This is a genomic window from Herbiconiux aconitum (genome assembly GCF_024979235.1).
Taxonomy (GTDB): Bacteria; Actinomycetota; Actinomycetes; order Actinomycetales; family Microbacteriaceae; genus Herbiconiux; species Herbiconiux aconitum.
The window spans coordinates 1,565,541-1,582,467 of sequence record NZ_JANLCM010000002.1; the positions used below are offsets into that span (position 1 = coordinate 1,565,541).

The 16,927-nt window shown below is 68.4% G+C and carries 17 protein-coding genes, 1 tRNA gene and 1 pseudogene; 5 read left to right on the top strand and 14 right to left on the bottom strand.

The annotated features are described in order from the left end of the window. Nucleotides 1–19: 19 nt before the first annotated feature. The 4 genes from N1027_RS18875 to N1027_RS18890 are packed head-to-tail and all read right to left on the bottom strand — an operon-like array spanning nt 20 to nt 3,310. Nucleotides 20–835, bottom strand: a complete 816-nt coding sequence (locus tag N1027_RS18875; protein WP_259510168.1) for a small ribosomal subunit Rsm22 family protein — start codon at nt 833–835, stop codon at nt 20–22. After that, complete coding sequence (locus N1027_RS18880; RefSeq protein ID WP_284439259.1) at nt 832–1,926, bottom strand: glycosyltransferase family 4 protein; 1,095 nt, start codon at nt 1,924–1,926, stop codon at nt 832–834. Before N1027_RS18880 ends, N1027_RS18875 begins: the two co-directional genes overlap by 4 nt. 5 nt (nt 1,927–1,931) lie before the next feature. Next, nucleotides 1,932–2,333, bottom strand: a complete 402-nt coding sequence (locus tag N1027_RS18885) for a 6-pyruvoyl trahydropterin synthase family protein (protein WP_259510170.1) — start codon at nt 2,331–2,333, stop codon at nt 1,932–1,934. Further along, nucleotides 2,330–3,310, bottom strand: coding sequence for a zinc-dependent alcohol dehydrogenase (locus N1027_RS18890; RefSeq protein WP_259510172.1), 981 nt, complete (start codon nt 3,308–3,310; stop codon nt 2,330–2,332). The genes N1027_RS18885 and N1027_RS18890 overlap by 4 nt, the downstream gene beginning before the upstream one ends. Nucleotides 3,311–3,363: 53 nt before the next feature. Between N1027_RS18890 and N1027_RS20205 the strand changes: the two are divergent. Further along, nucleotides 3,364–4,020, top strand: a pseudogene (locus N1027_RS20205) (CDP-alcohol phosphatidyltransferase family protein); the annotation flags it as partial. A gap of 72 nt (nt 4,021–4,092) precedes the next feature. Here the strand turns inward: N1027_RS20205 and N1027_RS18900 are convergent. Continuing rightward, nucleotides 4,093–4,488 (bottom strand): hypothetical protein, encoded by a 396-nt coding sequence (locus N1027_RS18900; protein ID WP_259510174.1) that lies wholly within the window; start codon nt 4,486–4,488, stop codon nt 4,093–4,095. Between the two features lie 96 nt (nt 4,489–4,584). Here N1027_RS18900 and N1027_RS18905 point away from each other — a divergent pair, with 96 nt between their 5' ends. Further along, nucleotides 4,585–6,159: an LTA synthase family protein gene (locus N1027_RS18905; protein ID WP_259510176.1), complete on the top strand. Its 1,575-nt coding sequence runs from the start codon at nt 4,585–4,587 to the stop codon at nt 6,157–6,159. Here N1027_RS18905 and N1027_RS18910 read toward each other — a convergent pair. The 3 genes from N1027_RS18910 to N1027_RS18920 form a co-directional block, all read right to left on the bottom strand. Then, nucleotides 6,149–6,661 carry a sigma-70 family RNA polymerase sigma factor gene (locus N1027_RS18910; protein ID WP_259510183.1) on the bottom strand — a complete coding sequence of 171 codons (513 nt, stop codon included), beginning with the start codon at nt 6,659–6,661 and terminating at the stop codon, nt 6,149–6,151. The genes N1027_RS18905 and N1027_RS18910 overlap by 11 nt on opposite strands. Before the next feature lie 89 nt (nt 6,662–6,750). Then, a complete protein-coding gene (locus N1027_RS18915; RefSeq protein ID WP_259510186.1) occupies nt 6,751–7,422 on the bottom strand; it encodes a class I SAM-dependent methyltransferase in 672 nt (223 codons plus the stop codon). Further along, on the bottom strand, nt 7,419–7,886 hold the full coding sequence (locus N1027_RS18920) for an SRPBCC family protein (RefSeq protein ID WP_259510188.1): 468 nt from the start codon (nt 7,884–7,886) through the stop codon (nt 7,419–7,421). The genes N1027_RS18915 and N1027_RS18920 overlap by 4 nt, the downstream gene beginning before the upstream one ends. A 180-nt stretch (nt 7,887–8,066) precedes the next feature. Here N1027_RS18920 and N1027_RS18925 point away from each other — a divergent pair, with 180 nt between their 5' ends. Continuing rightward, nucleotides 8,067–8,837, top strand: a complete 771-nt coding sequence (locus N1027_RS18925) for a class I SAM-dependent methyltransferase (protein WP_259510190.1) — start codon at nt 8,067–8,069, stop codon at nt 8,835–8,837. 30 nt (nt 8,838–8,867) lie between these two features. On the opposite strand, the gene N1027_RS18930 is transcribed toward N1027_RS18925, so the two are convergent. Continuing rightward, a tRNA-Pro gene (locus N1027_RS18930) sits at nt 8,868–8,941 on the bottom strand. 165 nt (nt 8,942–9,106) lie between these two features. Between N1027_RS18930 and N1027_RS18935 the strand changes: the two genes are divergently transcribed. Then, nucleotides 9,107–9,769 (top strand): TetR/AcrR family transcriptional regulator, encoded by a 663-nt coding sequence (locus N1027_RS18935; protein ID WP_259510192.1) that lies wholly within the window; start codon nt 9,107–9,109, stop codon nt 9,767–9,769. A 26-nt stretch (nt 9,770–9,795) separates the two neighbouring features. Beyond that, nucleotides 9,796–10,776, top strand: coding sequence for an ROK family protein (locus N1027_RS18940; RefSeq protein WP_259510194.1), 981 nt, complete (start codon nt 9,796–9,798; stop codon nt 10,774–10,776). Between the two features lie 12 nt (nt 10,777–10,788). On the opposite strand, the gene N1027_RS18945 is transcribed toward N1027_RS18940, so the two are convergent. From N1027_RS18945 to N1027_RS18965, 5 genes are all read right to left on the bottom strand, one after another. Then, nucleotides 10,789–12,429: an FAD-dependent oxidoreductase gene (locus tag N1027_RS18945; protein ID WP_259510196.1), complete on the bottom strand. Its 1,641-nt coding sequence runs from the start codon at nt 12,427–12,429 to the stop codon at nt 10,789–10,791. A gap of 61 nt (nt 12,430–12,490) precedes the next feature. Beyond that, the gene (locus N1027_RS18950) at nt 12,491–13,387 is read right to left on the bottom strand and encodes a carbohydrate ABC transporter permease (protein ID WP_259510198.1); all 897 of its coding nucleotides are present in this window, start codon (nt 13,385–13,387) and stop codon (nt 12,491–12,493) included. Further along, nucleotides 13,384–14,328: a carbohydrate ABC transporter permease gene (locus N1027_RS18955; RefSeq protein ID WP_259510201.1), complete on the bottom strand. Its 945-nt coding sequence runs from the start codon at nt 14,326–14,328 to the stop codon at nt 13,384–13,386. Before N1027_RS18955 ends, N1027_RS18950 begins: the two co-directional genes overlap by 4 nt. Nucleotides 14,329–14,342: 14 nt before the next feature. Then, the gene (locus N1027_RS18960) at nt 14,343–15,665 is read right to left on the bottom strand and encodes an ABC transporter substrate-binding protein (protein ID WP_259510209.1); all 1,323 of its coding nucleotides are present in this window, start codon (nt 15,663–15,665) and stop codon (nt 14,343–14,345) included. A 75-nt stretch (nt 15,666–15,740) separates the two neighbouring features. Then, on the bottom strand, nt 15,741–16,853 hold the full coding sequence (locus tag N1027_RS18965; RefSeq protein WP_259510212.1) for a LacI family DNA-binding transcriptional regulator: 1,113 nt from the start codon (nt 16,851–16,853) through the stop codon (nt 15,741–15,743). Between the last annotated feature and the right edge of the window lie 74 nt (nt 16,854–16,927).

Consider the following 16,927-nt stretch of genomic DNA (forward strand, 5'->3'; position numbering starts at 1 on the left):
CGTTCCTTTCGCCCAGTCATCACGGCCACGCCAGCAGATCGACGTGCCCCACGACGGCGGAAAGCGCACCGCTGCGCTGCTGCGCCGAACGCCGTTCGCGATAGACCACCTCGTCGGTCCGAAGATCGGCGCGGTGTTCGAGCGCCGCACCGAGCCATCCGTCGAACCACTGTTCGAGGAGGAGAGGATCGCGCGCACTCAAGTGCCAGAAGGTGTCGATGGTCCGAACGCTCCACCCGGCCTCGAGGAACAGCTCTCGCACGACGGCGGCGCCGTGCGGCCCCAGAAGCCGGCGCTCGTTCGCGAGCCGCCTCTGGTGGGCGTTGAAGGCCTCCATCACGACGTCGTCGCGAGGATCGGGCGGATCGAGACGGACGTCACCGGTCACGCTGAGGCTCAGCAGCACGGGGCACCCCACGGTGACCGAGGCCTGGACGACGGCGTGGACCTCCTCCGATGTCAACACGTCGAGCAGGGCCGACGCGGTCACGAGCGAGGCGCCGTCGAGATCGGCGGCTCTGAGATCCGCGAGCTCCCCACCGCGCGTGCGGATCGTGACCGCTCGTCCTTCGCGGTCGAGCGGAGCCGAGCCGGCGGTCGCGCGGGCGGTGAGCGCGGGGTTCCAGTCGTGCAGCACCCAGGTCTGCGGTCCGGGCAGGATCGGCGCCAGCCACCGCATCATCGATCCCGTCCCGCTGCCGAGGTCGTGCACGACGGTCGCGCCCCGACCGAGCGCGCCGGCGGCCGCGAGGGCGAGCTCACGCGATCGGGCGCGGGCGTCCTCACCCTCGCGCAACGCCAGCCAGTCGCTGCTGACCTCGATGATCTCGTTCATCCGGCGCACTGCCGTTCCGACTCGGCGGCGTACCGCCCGGCCGATCCGGCACCGAGTGCGCTGCGCAGCGCGGTCGTGACGATCGCTGCGGTCTCGTTCCAGCTGCGCGCCGCGCCGCGCGAACGCAACGCCTCCGCCTTGAGCCCCGCACGCCGGCCCGAGTGCTCCCACCAGTGCCGCAGCACCAGCTGCAAAGCGTGCGGGTCATTCGCCGGAATGAGCACGCCGGCCCGGCTGTCGGCAATGGCCTCCGGAATCCCGCCGACGCGTGCGGCCACGACCGGGATGCCGTGAGCGAGCGCCTCGGCGACGACCATCCCGTAGCTCTCCACCCGCGACGGCGCGACGACCAGGTCGGCTGTCGCGTAGGCGTCCTCGAGACGCTGTCCGGTGAGAACGCCCGTGAGCGCGACCCGATCCGTGAGTCGCGCGGCTCCGACCGCTGTCGCCGTCCGGAGCGCGAAATCCGGATCGGCCTGCAACGAACCGATGATCGAGCAGGTCCAGCCGGGCACGTCCGACAGGCCTGCCAGCGCGGCGACGAGCAGATCCTGTCCCTTGTGGGCCGCGACGGCGCCCACGCACAGCAGGCTCCCGCCCGACAGGGACCCGGTCGCTGTCGCCACGGCGTCGGTGCCGGGTCGAGCCACCACGATCCGATCAGGGTGGGCGAGTGCGCGCGCCGTGAGCTCGCTCCGGGTCCACTCGCTCGTCGTGATCACCCGACGCGCAGCGCCTAGGGCCTCGCACTCTCGCCGGGCTGTCTCCCCGTCGTCTCCGATCCCCGGCATGGCGCTGGCGACCATGTGAGCCAGCACGACCATCCGGAGACGCTTCGAGTGCGCGGCCACGACGGCCGACGCCGCCACGGCGAGCAATCCGTCGATCAGTACGAGCGAGGCACTCGGGATGCCGGAGATGGTCTGTGCCACGTCGGCGGGTCGTCGTCCGGAAACCTCCACCGACCGCACGTCCCAACCCTGACCGCGCAGCGCTTCCCGGAGGCGCTGGTCGTAGACGTTGCCGCCGCTGACGCGCTCCGCGTCGTCGATGCCGTTCGGCACGACGAAATGCACGGTTGCGCCCGACATCCCGGTCACAGCATCTTCTCGTAACTCGCCCAGGCGATGTGCGATTCGTGGAGGGTGACCGTGATCGCCGACAGCCGGCGACCCGACGACCCGAGCCGGCCATCGGCCGCGCGCTCGGCGAGGCGGTCGGCGATCACCTGGCACAGCCGTTCCGTCGTGGTGTTCAGCCCGGCGAATTCCGGTTCGTCGTCGAGATTCCGGTACGTCAGCGAACCCGTGATCTCCTTGAGCACCTCGGCCGCGTGCCCGATGTCGATCACCACCCCGTCGGCATCCAGCTCGGTCGTGCGGAAGGATGCGTCGACGACGAAGGTCGCACCGTGCAGGCGCTGCGCCGGGCCGAACGCCTCGCCGGAGAAACTGTGGGCGATCATGATGTGGTCTCGCACGGTGACGGTGAAGGTCATACCGCGTCCTCCCAATCGATGGTGTGGCAGAGCTCGGCGCTCGGCCCGGCCGCGAGCGCCGCCATCACCTCCGGAAGGTCGCGCCACGAGGAATGGCCGGTGAGGAGCACATCGAAGGTCTCGTCGTGCAGCAGGTCGAGCGCGAACTGCAGCCGGTCGCGCGTCGTGCGCGTGCCCCGTCGGCGCAGGGCCACGGCGCTCACCTGACTCGATCGGATGGCCAGTCGCCGCGAGTGGAAGTCGGCTCCGAGCATGACGCTCACGGGCTGGTCGCCGTACCAGCTGGCCTCGATCACCTCGCCGTCGGTCACGGCCGACTCGAGGGCGACCTGCAGCCCGGCCGCCGAGCCGCTCGTATGGATCACCAGATCGCGATCACCGGGCGCTTCACCCGGTTCGGCGAATCGGACACCGAGTCGGTCGGCGATTTCGCCACGCGAGGCGTCGACGTCGACGAGCAGCACGTCGAGCCCAGGGATGCCGCGGATCACCCGGGCAATGGCGCAGCCGATCATGCCGGCGCCCACGATCGTGACCCGGTCGCCGACGAGGGGGGCGGCGTCCCAGAGCACATTCACAGCGGTTTCGACCGCGCCGGCGAGCACGCCGCGACGGGCGGGCACGCCAGGCGGCACGGCGACCACCGCATCGGCCGGCACCACGAAGGTCGATTGATGGGGGAACAGGGTGAACACGGTGCGCCCGAGCAGCGCGGTCGGTCCCTGCTCGACGACGCCGACGTTCAAGTAGCCGTATTTGACCGGACCGGGAAAATCGCCCTCCTGGAACGGAGCGCGCATCCGGTGCTGCTCGCTCAGCGGCACGCGGCCGCGGAACACGGATGACTCGGTGCCGCGGCTGATCCCGGTGAAGCGGGTGCGCACGAGCACGTCGCCATCGCCGACACCATCGACCGGCTGCCGGCGCAGCACACCGACACCCGGCTCGTCGATCCAGAACGCGATGGCCTCAGGCAACTGCAATCCTCCTCGATTGAACGAATCGGCGTGCGTGCTTCGTGTCAATGAGTATGCTCCGTAACAGCGCTCCGCGACAGAGACACCTGCTGTCGACGACGAGCACCGTGCTGATCGCCCCGATCGGACTGCTCGTCCTCGGTGCGGCAAGTGTGGGGGCGATCTGGGCGGGGTCGAACCTGCCCGCGATCGGCTGGGTGGTCGCCTTGGCGTACCAGGTGATCTCAACGGCGCTCCTGCTCACGGCGTTGCGGCGCCAGCGCACCGCACGATTCGGCTGGGCGAATGCCATCACCGCGACGCGGTCGGCGATGGTCGGAATCGTCACCGGACTGGTCGCCTCGTCGTTCGTCGGGCCGATCCCGACGGCACTGCTCGTCGGCCTGACCATCCCGGCCCTCGCGCTGGACGCCGTGGACGGGTGGGTGGCCCGTCGCACCGACACGAAGACGCAACTCGGCGCCCGCTTCGACGGGGAGGTCGACGCGTTCCTCATTCTCGCGCTCAGCTCGTTCGTCGCCGAGACTCTGGGATGGTGGGTGCTTGCGATCGGTCTGATGAGGTATGTCTTCCTGGTCGCCGGGTGGGTGCTTCCCTGGCTCAGCAGCCGGCTCCCCTACCGGTACTGGCGCAAGGTGGTGACCGCTGTCCAGGGAATCGCCCTGACGCTCGCGGCATCCGGTCTGGTCCCCACCGTCGTCGCGGCAGTGGCCGTCGGAATCGCCTTGGCCTTGCTCGTCGAGTCGTTCGGGCGCGACGTGCTGTGGCTGGCGGCTCGCCGATCAGGCGGTCCGCCGCCTGCGGAAGACCGCCCACGTGGTGACGGCGAGCACGACCACGGCGATGGCGTCGACCACGACCGTCTGGGGTACGAGGGGGAAGCTCCACACCTCGGTGATGCCGAAAAGTCCCACGGTGAGCGCTGACAGGAGCGAGAGCAGACTCGCGAGCGCGAAGAGCAGCGCGAGGATGACGGCGAGCTGCAGGAGCCTGCCGCGCAGCGCCAGCACGGCGATTGCCAGCACGATGCCTCCGATGCCGTTGAGGGTGAACAGCACGCCGAGCACGCTCCCGGCACCATACGGAACCAGATACAGATGAATTCCTCCGATCGCGAGAAGAAGGATGGCGCTGAGGATGCGCATGACCCACTCGACGCCCGAAACTCTTCCAGTCATTCGCCTGCCTGCTTCCCTATCGAGCCTCCACCCGCGGAGACCGTCTGTCGGAGACACGAGGGAAGAGCGAAAACGGTTCAATCGGTCTCGCTGGTCGTGGCCATACTGATCCTGACGGCGGCGCCGCTTCTGCCCGGGGTCATCGCCGACGGCACTCCGGCGGGCTTCGCCCGGCTGCCGTGGGAGTCGATCGTCGTGGTCCTGCTGCTGGCACTGATGCCCTGGCGCCCCGCGCGTGTCGCCGTCGCGGCGACTTTCGGCCTTCTGATCGTTCTGGCATCGGTGCTCGCCGGGATCGACGCCGGCTTCGAGTCCACACTCGACATCCACTTCGACCCGCTCGAGTGGCAGCGGCTCCGCGAGGCGTTCGGCGTCGTCGAGGATTCCATCGGGTCGGTCGCCGCAACGACCGTCATCGTGGTGCTTGCGATCGCCATCGTGATACTGGCGGTCGCGCTCACCTGGGCCGCACTTCGGGTGAGCGTCGCCATCCGAGCCGGTCGCACGCGCAGCACGACGGTGGCCTCGACCGTGGCCATCGTCTGGATCGTGACCGCGCTGCTGGGCGCACGGCTGGTGCCGGGGCAACCGACCGCCGCCTCCGCCTCGGTCGGGGCGATCACGGCGGCGACGTCCCGCGCCGCCGAAGGGCTCAGCGCCCTCGCAGATCTGCCGCGCGAGATCGCGACCGACCCCTACCGCGACACCCCGAGCTCGGAGCTGCTGACCGCGTTGCGGGGCAAAGACGTCATCTTCGCCTTCATCGAGAGTTACGGCCAGGTGGCACTGCAGAATTCAAGTCTCTCGGGAGGGATCCATCAGGTGCTGCGCGACGGAGAAGCCCAGCTCACCGCAGACGGCTACTCGTCCCAGAGCGCGTTCCTCACCTCGCCGACCTTCGGGGGCATCAGCTGGTTCGCACATTCGACCCTTCAGACGGGGCTGTGGATCGACAAGCAATCGATCTACGACGCGGTGATGCAGAGCGACCGGTTCGCGCTGAGCGAGGCGTTCAGCAGTGCCGGATGGCGAACCGTCAGCGACTCGCCCTCGAACACGCAGCCCTGGCCGTACGGCACGTCCTTCTACGGATACGACGCCCTCTACGACGCGGACAACGTCGGCTATCACGGTCCGACCTTCGGGTATGCGCAGATCCCCGACCAGTACACGTGGAAGTTCTTCGCCGACCACGAGCTCGCCGCACCCCATCAGCCGGTCATGGCCGAGATCGACCTCGTCTCCTCCCACACCCCGTGGGCGCCGCTACCGCAACTCGTGCCGTGGTCTGAGGCCGGCGACAGCGCCGTGTACATCCCTCAGGCGGCCGAGGGAAAGCCGGCGAGCGTCGTCTGGCAAGACCCGGAGCAGGTGCGGCAGGCGTACGCCGAGTCCATCCAGTACTCGCTCGGGGCGATGTTCTCGTTTCTGCACAACTCGAACGACCCCGACCTCGTGCTCGTGGTGCTCGGCGACCATCAGCCGGCCCCGATCGTGAGCGGACAAGACGCCAGCCGGGACGTGCCGATCAGCATCATCTCGAAAGATCCGACCGTCTTCCAGTCGATCGAGGGATGGCAGTGGCACGACGGCATGCTTCCGGCATCCGACGCACCGATCTGGCCGATGGACGCGTTCCGCGACCGATTCCTCGCGGCCTTCAGCGCATGACCCCTGCCTCCTGCAACGCCAGCCGCAGCGCGCGCAGGCCATAGTGCAGCCGCGACTTCACGGTGCCTTCGGGAATATGCAGTTCCGCCGCGATCTCGACGATCGACCGGCCACCGTAGTAGGCGTGCACGACGACCGACCGGTGCTCGAGCGAGAGCGAGGCCAGCGCCTCGGCCACGAGCCAGCGGTCGAGGATGGCGTCCGTGACATCGGACGTGACCGCGGCCGGCTCCGGAAGCTCGTCGATCGCGAACTCGTGCCGGGTGTGGGCGGAGCGCCGCTCATCGATCACGAGGTTGCGCGCCACCGTGAACAGCCACCCCCGGGCCGACAACTCGCTCTGGTCGAGCACCGCCGGTTTTCGCCAGGCGCGGAGCAAGGTCTCCTGCACGATGTCGTCTGCGAGGGAGGCGTCGTGCGTCAGGCTCATGACGTACCGCCAGAGCGGCCGGGCGTGCTCGTCGTGCACAACGCGGAGCAAGGCGTCGTCTGTCACACTCATCGAGACCTCCTGATGAGACACGAAGTCCCGCCATAGTAGCGACCGCACGCGAGCGCGTACAGAACGCACAGAAGACCGTGCGGGAAGAGTCAGGATCGTGCGGATCCGGCGGCGAGGAACGCGGTACCGAAACACAGTTCGGTCCAGGAGGGATCGACCAGTCGTTCCCGCGTCGCGGCCCGGATGGTCTCCCACGGACGGCGGGCGATCCATTCATCGAGAGAGGCGGAACCCCGCACCGTCGCGCCTCCGAGCCTCGAGAGCCACCGAGGGGTCAGGTCGGGGATCTTGAGATCGAGCACGGCCCAGCGACCGCCGCCGGAGAGGGCCGCGGCGCCGTGCGCGATGACCTGCCCGCACTCGGGAACCTGCGTCAGGGCGTAGGTGGACAGGATCGCGTCGACCTCCGCCGGAAAGGCGAACTCGGCCGCGTCGGCCTGCACGAGGGTCACGTTGCTCCAGCCGTTCGCCGCGACCCGCTCTCCGGCGCGGGCGAGCATCGCATCGGTCAGATCGACTCCCACGATCCGGCCGGTCGGACCGATCGCCGCCTCGACCAGCTGAAAGTTCAGGCCCGTGCCACAAGCCATGTCGACCACTGTGTCTCCCGCGCGGAGGCCGAGAGACTGCACGGCACGGGTACGCTGCGCCCGCTGCGGGTAGCCGGGTGCCGGGTAGAGCCGGGAGGTGAGATCGTAGCGCTTGGCCTTCTTGCGGTAGACCTCGATCAGGCGCTCCCGGGTTCGGTCCGCCTGACTCACTTCGACCCCGCGCCTGCCTGCACGTCGGACTCGACCGCGGCCTTGATCCCCGCCATCTCGATGTCGCTCACGCGCTGTATCCGGTCTCGCAGCATGCGGCGGGGAAGGGCGCGCATGATGGTGACGGGGTCGACCTCGACCCACATCATCGTGTCGGTGCGCCCTTCGCCGGCCGGGCCGAATTCCATCCCCCAGCGCGCTTCGGATGTTCCCATCGTGCCGACGAACGCCATGGAGTTCGGCGCGTCGACCTCGGTCACCTGCTCGCTCCGGCTGTGATTCCACCCCATGTCCTTGGCCCGCTGCTCCACCGTTGCGCCGGGCCGCAGCGCACCGCCGCCGCGGATGCGGCATTCGAGCACGGTCGGAGCCCACTCCGGCCAGCGTGCGACGTCGCACAGGTAGTCCCAGACGTCGCTGACCTCTCCGGCGACGATGATGCGGCTCTCGGTTCTGATTGTCATTGGCTCGGCTTTCGGTCGATGGGTTCCGGATGCTTCCTGTCGCGCACACACCCCTTCAGTGAGTTACACGAATCGCGAGCGCGCCCGGTTCAAACCTCCCCGTGTTCGGGCGCGCATCCCCTGCGGCGCACGACAGGGGATGCGCGATACTGGTGTCCTGTCGCTGCCGCGAGGGGGTGCATGAAGATGAGCCGACGCGCCGACATCGACGCCGCGCTGCACGATGCGCGCGTGGCCGCCTACCTGCCCGGCCAGTTCGTCGGGCAGGAGAGCTTCATGACGGCCGACGCCGTGCTCGCGCTCGCCCGCAACGCCGGCATCGACGCCGACACCCGAGTGTTGGACGTGTGCTGCGGCATCGGCGGCCCCGGCAGACTCGTCGTGCGCACCTTCGGCTGTACGTACAGCGGTGTCGACGCGGATGCGGAGGCCGTCGCCCTGGCGCGGGAACTCGCCACCGGGCTGCCGTGCACGTATTCCGTGGGCTCCGTGCCGCCGCTCCCTGCCGGCACCTTCGACGTCGTGCTGCTGCTGGAGACCGTGCTGGCATTTCACGACAAGCGTGCACTCGCTGCGGCGGTCGCTGCGGCGCTCGACCCCGGCGGCCGGTTCGCCTGCACCCTGGAAGCGGGGATGCCCTTGACACCCGCGGAAAGCGCGGTGATGCCGGCGGCCGAGACGGTGTGGCCCGTGCCGCTGGCGGAGTTCACGAAGACGCTGGCCGACGTCGGACTCAGCACGGTGTCGATCCAGGACGACACCGCAACGCAACTCCAAGTGGTCACCGCCTTGCTGGCGCAGTTCACGGCGCACCGCGACCGCATCGCAGCGGCGCTCGGCACCTCGTTCACCGACGGTCTTCTCGAGTCGCACCGACTGTGGCGGGACTGGATGTCGTCCGGCCGCATCCGCAAGTTCGCACTGGTCGCTCGGCGCATGACGAAGCCCTGATGGAAATCAATTCTCATCAGGGCTTTTCCGTCGGGCTGACAGGATTTGAACCTGCGACCCCTTGACCCCCAGTCAAGTGCGCTACCAAGCTGCGCCACAGCCCGTGGCATGTTGCCGAGACCCCCGAAGGTGCTCCGGACAACTTGTCCATGATAGCGCTTCCTCGACCACTCCGCTGACGCCGCAGACTCCGCACGGCTTCCCGCATAGTTTGGGACTCACACTCCCAAACTCATCATCTTCCGGTGTTCGTCGGTACATAATTGACCATGCCCCAGTCAGCCGCTGTGCCCTCAGCCCCGTCCCGACGTCAGGGCGCATCCGTGAATCTGAGCGAGCCGCGAGCGGCCAGAACGCACGAGGCCCTCACTACCGCCCTCTTCGACCTGCTGCGCGACCACGACCTGACAGAGATCAGCATCTCGGAGTTGTGCCGCACGGCGGGTGTGCACCGCACCACGTTCTACGGCCATTTCGCCGACATCTACGCCTTCGCCGCCGACGCCTTCGCCCGCGAGCTCGACGACCTGGCGAGCGTGGCCGACGACACGACGAACGTCGACGACTCCTCACCCGAGGCCATCACGGCGGCCTATGCGGAGTCCGTGCGCCGCGAGCTGATCCACATCCGTGAGCACCGCGCGGCCTATCGCATGATGTTCGGCACCCGGGTCGACGCCGGTTTCCGCCGCGAGCTGTTCCAGCGTCTGCTGCGTCGCGCATCCGACTCGGTGTCGGTCTGGCAGCGTCGCGGCATCGCCACCGATGTCGACGCCGCGACCGCCGCAGCGTACATCGCCGGAGGCTCGGTGGGCGTGTTCGAAGACTGGGCGAACAGCGACGACACCGATGCCGACGCACGCACGGCCGAGATCATGGCAACCTCCCCTGCCTGGTGCGCTCCCCTCTTTCAGGCGAATGGCGCGAACTGACCCGTCCGATGGTGTGAAATAGGACGGTGCTCCTGAACGACGCCGCTCCTGCAACCACCCCGGCCGGCACCGCGGTCGCCGACCGCCCCCTGGCCTTGGCCATCGACGTCGGCGGCACGAAGGTCGAGGCCGCCCTGGTCGACGACCAGGCGCGAATCGTCGACGGCACCCGCCACCGCGCCCCCACCGGAGCCGACAACACGGCAGAGGGCATCGCGGATGCCGTGCGCCGGGTCATCGACGAGACGCTCGCCTCCGCTCCCCCCGGCGCCCGCATCCTCGGCGCCGGCGTCGGCAGCGCCGGGCCCATCTCCATCGGTCACGGCACCGTCTCCCCGCTGAACCTCCCGGTCTGGCGCGGCTTCCCGCTCGCCGCCCTGGTGTCGGAGCAGTCCGGCATCGCCGATCCGGTGCTCCGCCTCGACGGTCTCTGCATCCTGCTCGCCGAGCACTGGGCGGGCGCTCTGCAGGGCTTCCGCACCGCCATGGGCATGGTGATCTCCACCGGAATCGGCGGCGGTCTCCTGGTCGAGGGGCGCCTCGTCGGAGGCCGCACGGGCAACGCCGGCCACGTCGGCCAGATCCAGTTGCACACCCACGACGGGGGCGGTCGCGACCTCTCGATCACTCTCGAGGGCATCGCCGCCGGACCCCGCATCGTCGGCTGGGCGAAGGAGCAGGGCTGGCGGGGCGACACGGGTGAAGACCTCGCCGCGAGCTACCGGGCGAACGACCCGATCGCGGTCGCCGCCGTGCGCCGTTGCGCCCGCGCGGTGGGCGAGGGCATCGCCTCGGTCTGCGCGCTGATCGACCTCGAGGCGGTGGCGATCGGCGGCGGGTTCTCGCGCGTCACACCCGACCTCTTCGACCTCATCCGCGAATCCATCGCCGACGTGGCCCCGCTCGACACGATCGACGGGGTGCAGATCCTGCCGTCAGCGCTCTCCGACGAGGGTCCGCTGATCGGCGCGGCCGGACTCATCCACCGCGCCGACCTGCTGCCCTGACGGAACCGGTTCTCAGCTGCGGGAGATCGCGACGGGCTCGGATCGCGAGCCGCGGATGCGGATGTCGTCCTCCCACCCGAGGGCGACGCCGAGCGTCTCGGAGAGCAGGTGCTGATAGGCCTCGAGGTGGCGTGCATCCGCCCGCACCTGCGCCGGTGAGGTAGCCGTCGACTGCGTATAGGCGGCCAGCGCTCCGACCGCTTCGCCGATCGACCACTCGACCGGGTGCAACCGGTAGGCGCCGTTCGTGATGTGAGTCGTTCCGATGTTCTTGTTCGACGCGAGGAGGTTGTCGGCGTCGGCGGGGATGAGGGCGCCGAGCGGGATCTGGAACGGGAAACAGTCGATGTCGACGTAGCTGCGACCCGAGGTGCTCGGGTGCAGGTCGATGCGGTAGTAGCCGATGCCGACGCTGTCGGCGAAGATCTCCGACCCGGCTTCGTCGCCTCGCATGTCGCGCCCGATGTGCGCTTCGGTCACCGTGAAGAGCGCGTGGATGCGTCGCGATTCGCGCACGTAGACCGCCTTCGCCAGGCCGTCCGTCGTTCCCATCACGTCGCCCCGGGGCCGCAGCTCGGGGTAGCCGGCTCCGCCGTCGCTTCGCGGCGCCTCGGTCTGCATCCAGTGCACGAGGCTCAGGGTGAGGTCGCGGGCGCCCGCCAGGGCCTGATCGGCCTGTTCGGCGGGCACGCCGAGGAGAGGGAGGTTCCAGTAGTCGGCCTGTGGCCAGTTCATCAGGGTCACGTCACCGCCCGGCCATCCCGGCTCCATGTTCGCGCGCGCGAGAACACGGCGGTAGTGCCAGAGGTCACGGTCCTCGCTCTCGGCTGCCCGGGCCGGATCGCCCGCGAACATCGGGCGGGTGCGCGTCTGGAGCGAAATCGGCTCGATGTCGTCCCACGAGAGCTGGGAGCCGGGCCAGAACGGCGCGACGGTGTCCTTCCAGTACTGGTAGCCGACCGGGCGATCGATGGTGTGGTCTTCGCCGGGCCGAAACTCGAGGGCCGCGCACCAGGTCACGGCCTGCTGATCCAGCGGATCGGCGACCTCGGGGGCGTGCAGTTCGCCGGTCGTCGCGGCCGACTCGGCCCCGACGGTGTGTGCGAGCCCGCCCAGTTCGAGCAGGTCTCCGAGCTCTGTGGCATCCGCGACGAGACCCGCGCGCACCAGCACCTCGTCTCCCGTGCGCAGGCTGAGGAAGAGCACGCCCTCGATCACCGCGCCGTGGCGGACCACGGCGATCGGCCGGTGTTCACGCAGCACCGTGACGAGACCCGCGGCGATCAGGGGCGAGAGCATCTCCTCGATGACGATCGCGGCGACCCGCGGCTCGTGGCACAAGCGGGAGACGAACCCGGCGCCCGGGTTCAGCAACGCATCCGCGCGGGCGGAGTCGGTCAGGGGATAGAAGTTGCGGTAATGATCGCGGATGCGGTCACGGAGCTCGCTGTAGCTGGGCGAGATCCGGTGACTGTCGATCCACTGGTGCTCGTCGGGCGGCACCCCCTGGCTGGTCAGCTGCCCGCCGAGCCAGTCCGTCTCCTCGGTGAGCACCACACGCTGTCCGAGCCGGGCCGCGGTGAGGGCGGCGGCGACGCCACCGAGTCCGCCGCCGACGACGACGAGGGGTGTTGACAGTTCCCGTGAGGGCATGAGCGATGAACCTTTCGAAGGCGGGTGGAGATGTTCGGACGAGAATCGATGGATCGCGGGATCAGCCCTTGACGCTGCCGTCGGCGAGACCCGAGATGAAGCTGCGCTGGTTGAAGAGGAAGACGATCAGCACCGGCAGCGTGGCGATCACCGCGCCGGCCATCACCGGGCCGTATTGCACGTTGCCACTGGCGAGGAAGCGCGCCAACGCCAGCTGCACCGTCTGGGTCTCCGGCGAACTCGTCACGACGAGGGGCCAGAGGAAGTCGTCCCAGACGCCGGTGAACGAGAAGATCGCGATCACGGCGATCAACGGTTTCGCGAGCGGCAGGTAGACGCGGGCGAAGATCCGGAATTCCCCGGCCCCGTCCATCCGTGCCGCCTCCGCCAGCTCCGTCGGAGCGGTGCTGAAGAACTGCCGAGCGAGAAAGATGTTCAACGGCATCACGATGTAGGGCAGCACCACTCCCGCCAGGGTGTCGAGCAGCCCGCTTCCGCCGTGGCCCAGGATGTCGTTGCCGCCGGCCAGGGGGATGCCGCGCGCCATGAGGAACAGCGGAATGAGCGTCACCGACACCGGGATCGCGGCGGTGGAGATGAGGATGTAGAACAGCGCGTTGCTGCCCGGGAACCGCATCATCGCGAAGGCGTAGCCGGCCAGCACCGCGAAGGCACAGTTGGTGGCCACCGTGACCAGCGCGACGATCGCCGAGTTCACGAGGGCCCGGCCGAGTTCGACATCGATGAACGCGGTGCCGAAGTTCTCGAACGTAGGGTTCGCCGGAATGAGCGAGACCGATCCGAAAGCGTCGTTCTCGGGTGTGAACGCCAGCGAGATCATCCAGAGGAACGGAATGAGCACCAGCACCGAGAGAACGACGAGGAGCACGGTGCTGCCGATCCGGCTCGAACCGGGGGCGCGCCGGCGACGGGCGGGCTTGACGAGAGAGGTGGTCATTTCTGTCGACCCATCAGAGAGCGCATGGTGAGGAAGGAGAATCCGATGATGAAGGCGAACAGCACGAACGCCATGGCGGATGCGGTGCCCAACTGGTTGTACTGGAACGCCTGCGTGTAGATCAGGTAGTTCACGGTGGTGGTGCTGCCGAGCGGGCCACCCTTCGTGAGCACGTAGATCTCGGCGAAGCCCTGGGCGAGGTAGATGATGTCCATCGCCACCACGTAGACCAGCATCGGTTTGAGCCCCGGGATGGTGACGAACCGGAACGCGTTCCACCGTCCGGCGCCATCCACGCGCGCCGCCTCGTAGAGCTCTTTGGGAATCGATTGGAGTCCGGCGAGCAGCAGCACCATGTTGCTGCCGAGGGCCTTCCATATACGCATGGCGGAAGCCGCGTTCAGCGCGGAGTCGGGTTCGAGCAGCCACGCCTGGTCGGGCAGACCGATCGTGTTCAGGATCTCGTTGAACAAGCCGCTCTGTGAATACATCCAGAGCCAGATGAGACTCACCGCCGTGAGCGACACGATGTGCGGCACGTAGAGCGCCGACCGGAAGAACCCGACACCGCGGAACGGACGGTTGACCAGCAGGGCGAGCGCGAGGGCGATGACGACCGTCAGCGGGAGTACCTGGAGCACGTACCGGCCGGTCACCAACAGGGCGTTGCCGAAGTCCGGGTTGCTGAGCAGCCCCGCGTAGTTGTCGAGACCGACCGCCTCGGGCCCCTTGCGGCTGAGCGGACTGTACTTCGTGAACGACAGCACGAACCCGTAGAGCACCGGGATGAGCTGGAAGATCACGATGTAGAGCGCCGCCGGAAGCACGAAGACGAGTCCGAACACGCTGACGCGGTTCCAACGCCGCCGGCGACGCCTGGCGGGGGGTGGGGCGGGCGCCCGAGTGGTGGCGCCCGCCGAGGTGGAGAGGGTGGCAGTCATGGAGCGGCTCCGGACTATCCGTTCGCCTGCAGGATCGGATCGGCCTCATCGGCCGCCTGATCGAGCGCATCCTTCGACGGCACGGTCTCGTGCAGCGCCTGCTCGAGGTTCTTGTCGAGGATGTCGCGCACCTGCACCCAGCCGGCGACGTTCGGGTTGGCGATGTAGTCCGGCGCCGCGTTCAGGAAGGCCTGCATGATCGGATCGCTCTTCACGTAATCGGTGTCGACGGCGGAGGCGCGGAGCGGGATGGCCCCGATCCCCTGCGTGTACTGGGCGCTGACCTCCGGGTCGAGGAAGTAGGAGATGAACGTCCAGGCGAGATCCTGGTTCTCGCTGTCGGCGTTGATCATCAGCCCGGTGCCCGCCCCGCCCAGTGCGGCGGGATCGCTGCCTTCGAAGCCGACCGGCGGAAGCACCCGCAGGTCCTTGTCGGGCTCCGCCGCCTTGATCTTCTCCATCGCGGTGGAGCTGAGCATGGTCATCGATGCGGTTCCGAGAACGAGGGGCTGCTGGGCGGTCGGCGCGTTCGTGTAGTCCTGGCCAAGTGCCGCGGACACGGCATCCGGTCCGTTGAACAGAGCTGTGAAGTAGTCCAGGGCCTGCACGCCTTCGGGCGAATTCCACGCGGCGGCGGTGTTGTCGTCGGTGAGGGTGGAACCTCCCGCTCCCGCGGCCAAGGTCGCGAAACTCTGCTGTCGAGCGATCGCCTGCGAGGGGAGGAGGAGACCGGATCGGGTGATCTCTCCGGAGCCGTCGCGCACGGTCAGCTTCTCGGCCGCTTCCTCGACACCTTCCCAGGTCGTCGGCGGATTGTCGGGATCGAGACCCGCCGCCCGGAAATCGTCGGCGTTGTACATGATCAGGCTGCCCTGGTTGGAGAGGGGCATCAGGTACTGCACGCCATCGACCTGACCGCCGGGCAAGGCGGCCGCCATGTCCTGCTGGTCGGCGTCGCTCAGTTCGGCCACGTAGTCGGTCAGCGGTGTGAGTCGGTCGTTGGCGACGAAGTCGGCGGTCGCCGCCGGGCCGTGCCCGAAGACATCCGGGGCTGTTCCCGCTGCGAAGGCCGCGTTGAGCTTGGTGGAGATGTCTCCCCAGTCGACGTAGGTGACTTCGACCTTGGCGCCGGTCTCCTTCTCGAAGGCCGGCACGATCGTCTTGGTCACCAGGTCGATCTCGTTCTGATCGTTTCCGGGGAACCACACTTTCAGTGTGTTGTCGGCGGAGCCGTCCGAGCTTTCGCTGGAGCCCGTGCATCCGCTGAGGACGAGAGCGGCGGCCGCCGCGACGGCGACGACTCCCACTCGGAAGCTGTGGCGAGCGATAACGCCCATGTTATCTCCTTTTTCGTATTAGTTCTTCGTGGTCGCAGAGCGGATTCGGGTGCTCTGCAGGGGTACGGTGTGGTTCTAGTCCGCGAATGCCGGTGGCGGCGCTGCTGCCGGAGCCCCGATCGGCGCCTTCAGCGGGGCTGGCCCGATCGAAATCGCCGAGGGTGGTTCGCACTCCACGATTTCCACGTGGTCGGCGGTGATGGCGCCATCCATCAACTGGAGCAGGAGGCGCACCGCCCGGCGCCCCATCTCCTTCCGCGGCACTCCGACCCGGCTCCAGGAGCCGTTCTCGTCGTGCAGCGAATCGGATTCCAGGCACACGACCGAGAGCCGGCCCGGAACGTCGACGCCGAGGGCGTTGACGACCTCGTGCAAAGGCAGAGCCGAGTCATAGGTCTCGGCGATGATCGCCGTCGCGCCGTCGGCGATCAGGTCTTCGAGCCAGGCGGCGGTGATCTCCGCAGGGTCGCGGAAAGCCGTTCGCACCTCGAGACCTTGTTCGCCGGCGAAATGTTCGATGCCGGCCAGGCGTTCGCGCTGTGCGGGCCGGCGCAAGGGAGAGCCGAGGTAGACGGCGCCTCGGTGCCCGTGCTCGGTCAGCAACCGCACGACGGGTTCCATCGCGGCGTGGTAGTTGGCGGTGACGTAAGGGATGGGGGTGCCCGACACTTCCCGGCGGCCGATGAACACGAAGGGGTATCCTTCGCCGGCCAGGCGCACCAGCTCGTCGTCGTTGGTCTCGAACCCCAGCATGATGGCCCCGTCGGCCAGCCGGAGTCGGTTCGACCCGTTGCCGTAGATCGACCGCGACCCGTCGGGGCGCTGCGTCGAGGCGAAGAGCACCAGGTCCAGCCCCTCGTCGACCGCTTGCTCTTCGATGCCGTTGAGGAACTCGTTGTAGTAGTCCTCGGAACTGATCGGGAAGACGCGCTCGAAGGTGTGCACCCCGATCAGGCCGTTGCGCCCCCCTCGGAGGGAGCGTGCGGCCGCGTTCGGCACGTAGCCGGCTTCGGCGAGCGCGGCGCTGATGCGCTTCTGCGTGGCCTCGGGGATGCCGTTCTCGCTCGCCCGGCCATTGAGCACCATCGACACGGTGGCCTGGGAGACGTTGGCCGCGCGAGCAATGTCGCTCTGGCGTGGAGACTTCGCTCTACCCACGGCCGTTCCCTCCTCGTCGAGTTGCCGCATCCGCGACTGATACGCATTAGTAGAACACGAGACAACGGCTCGCGCAACTAGGATCTCGAGATACGGACGACGGC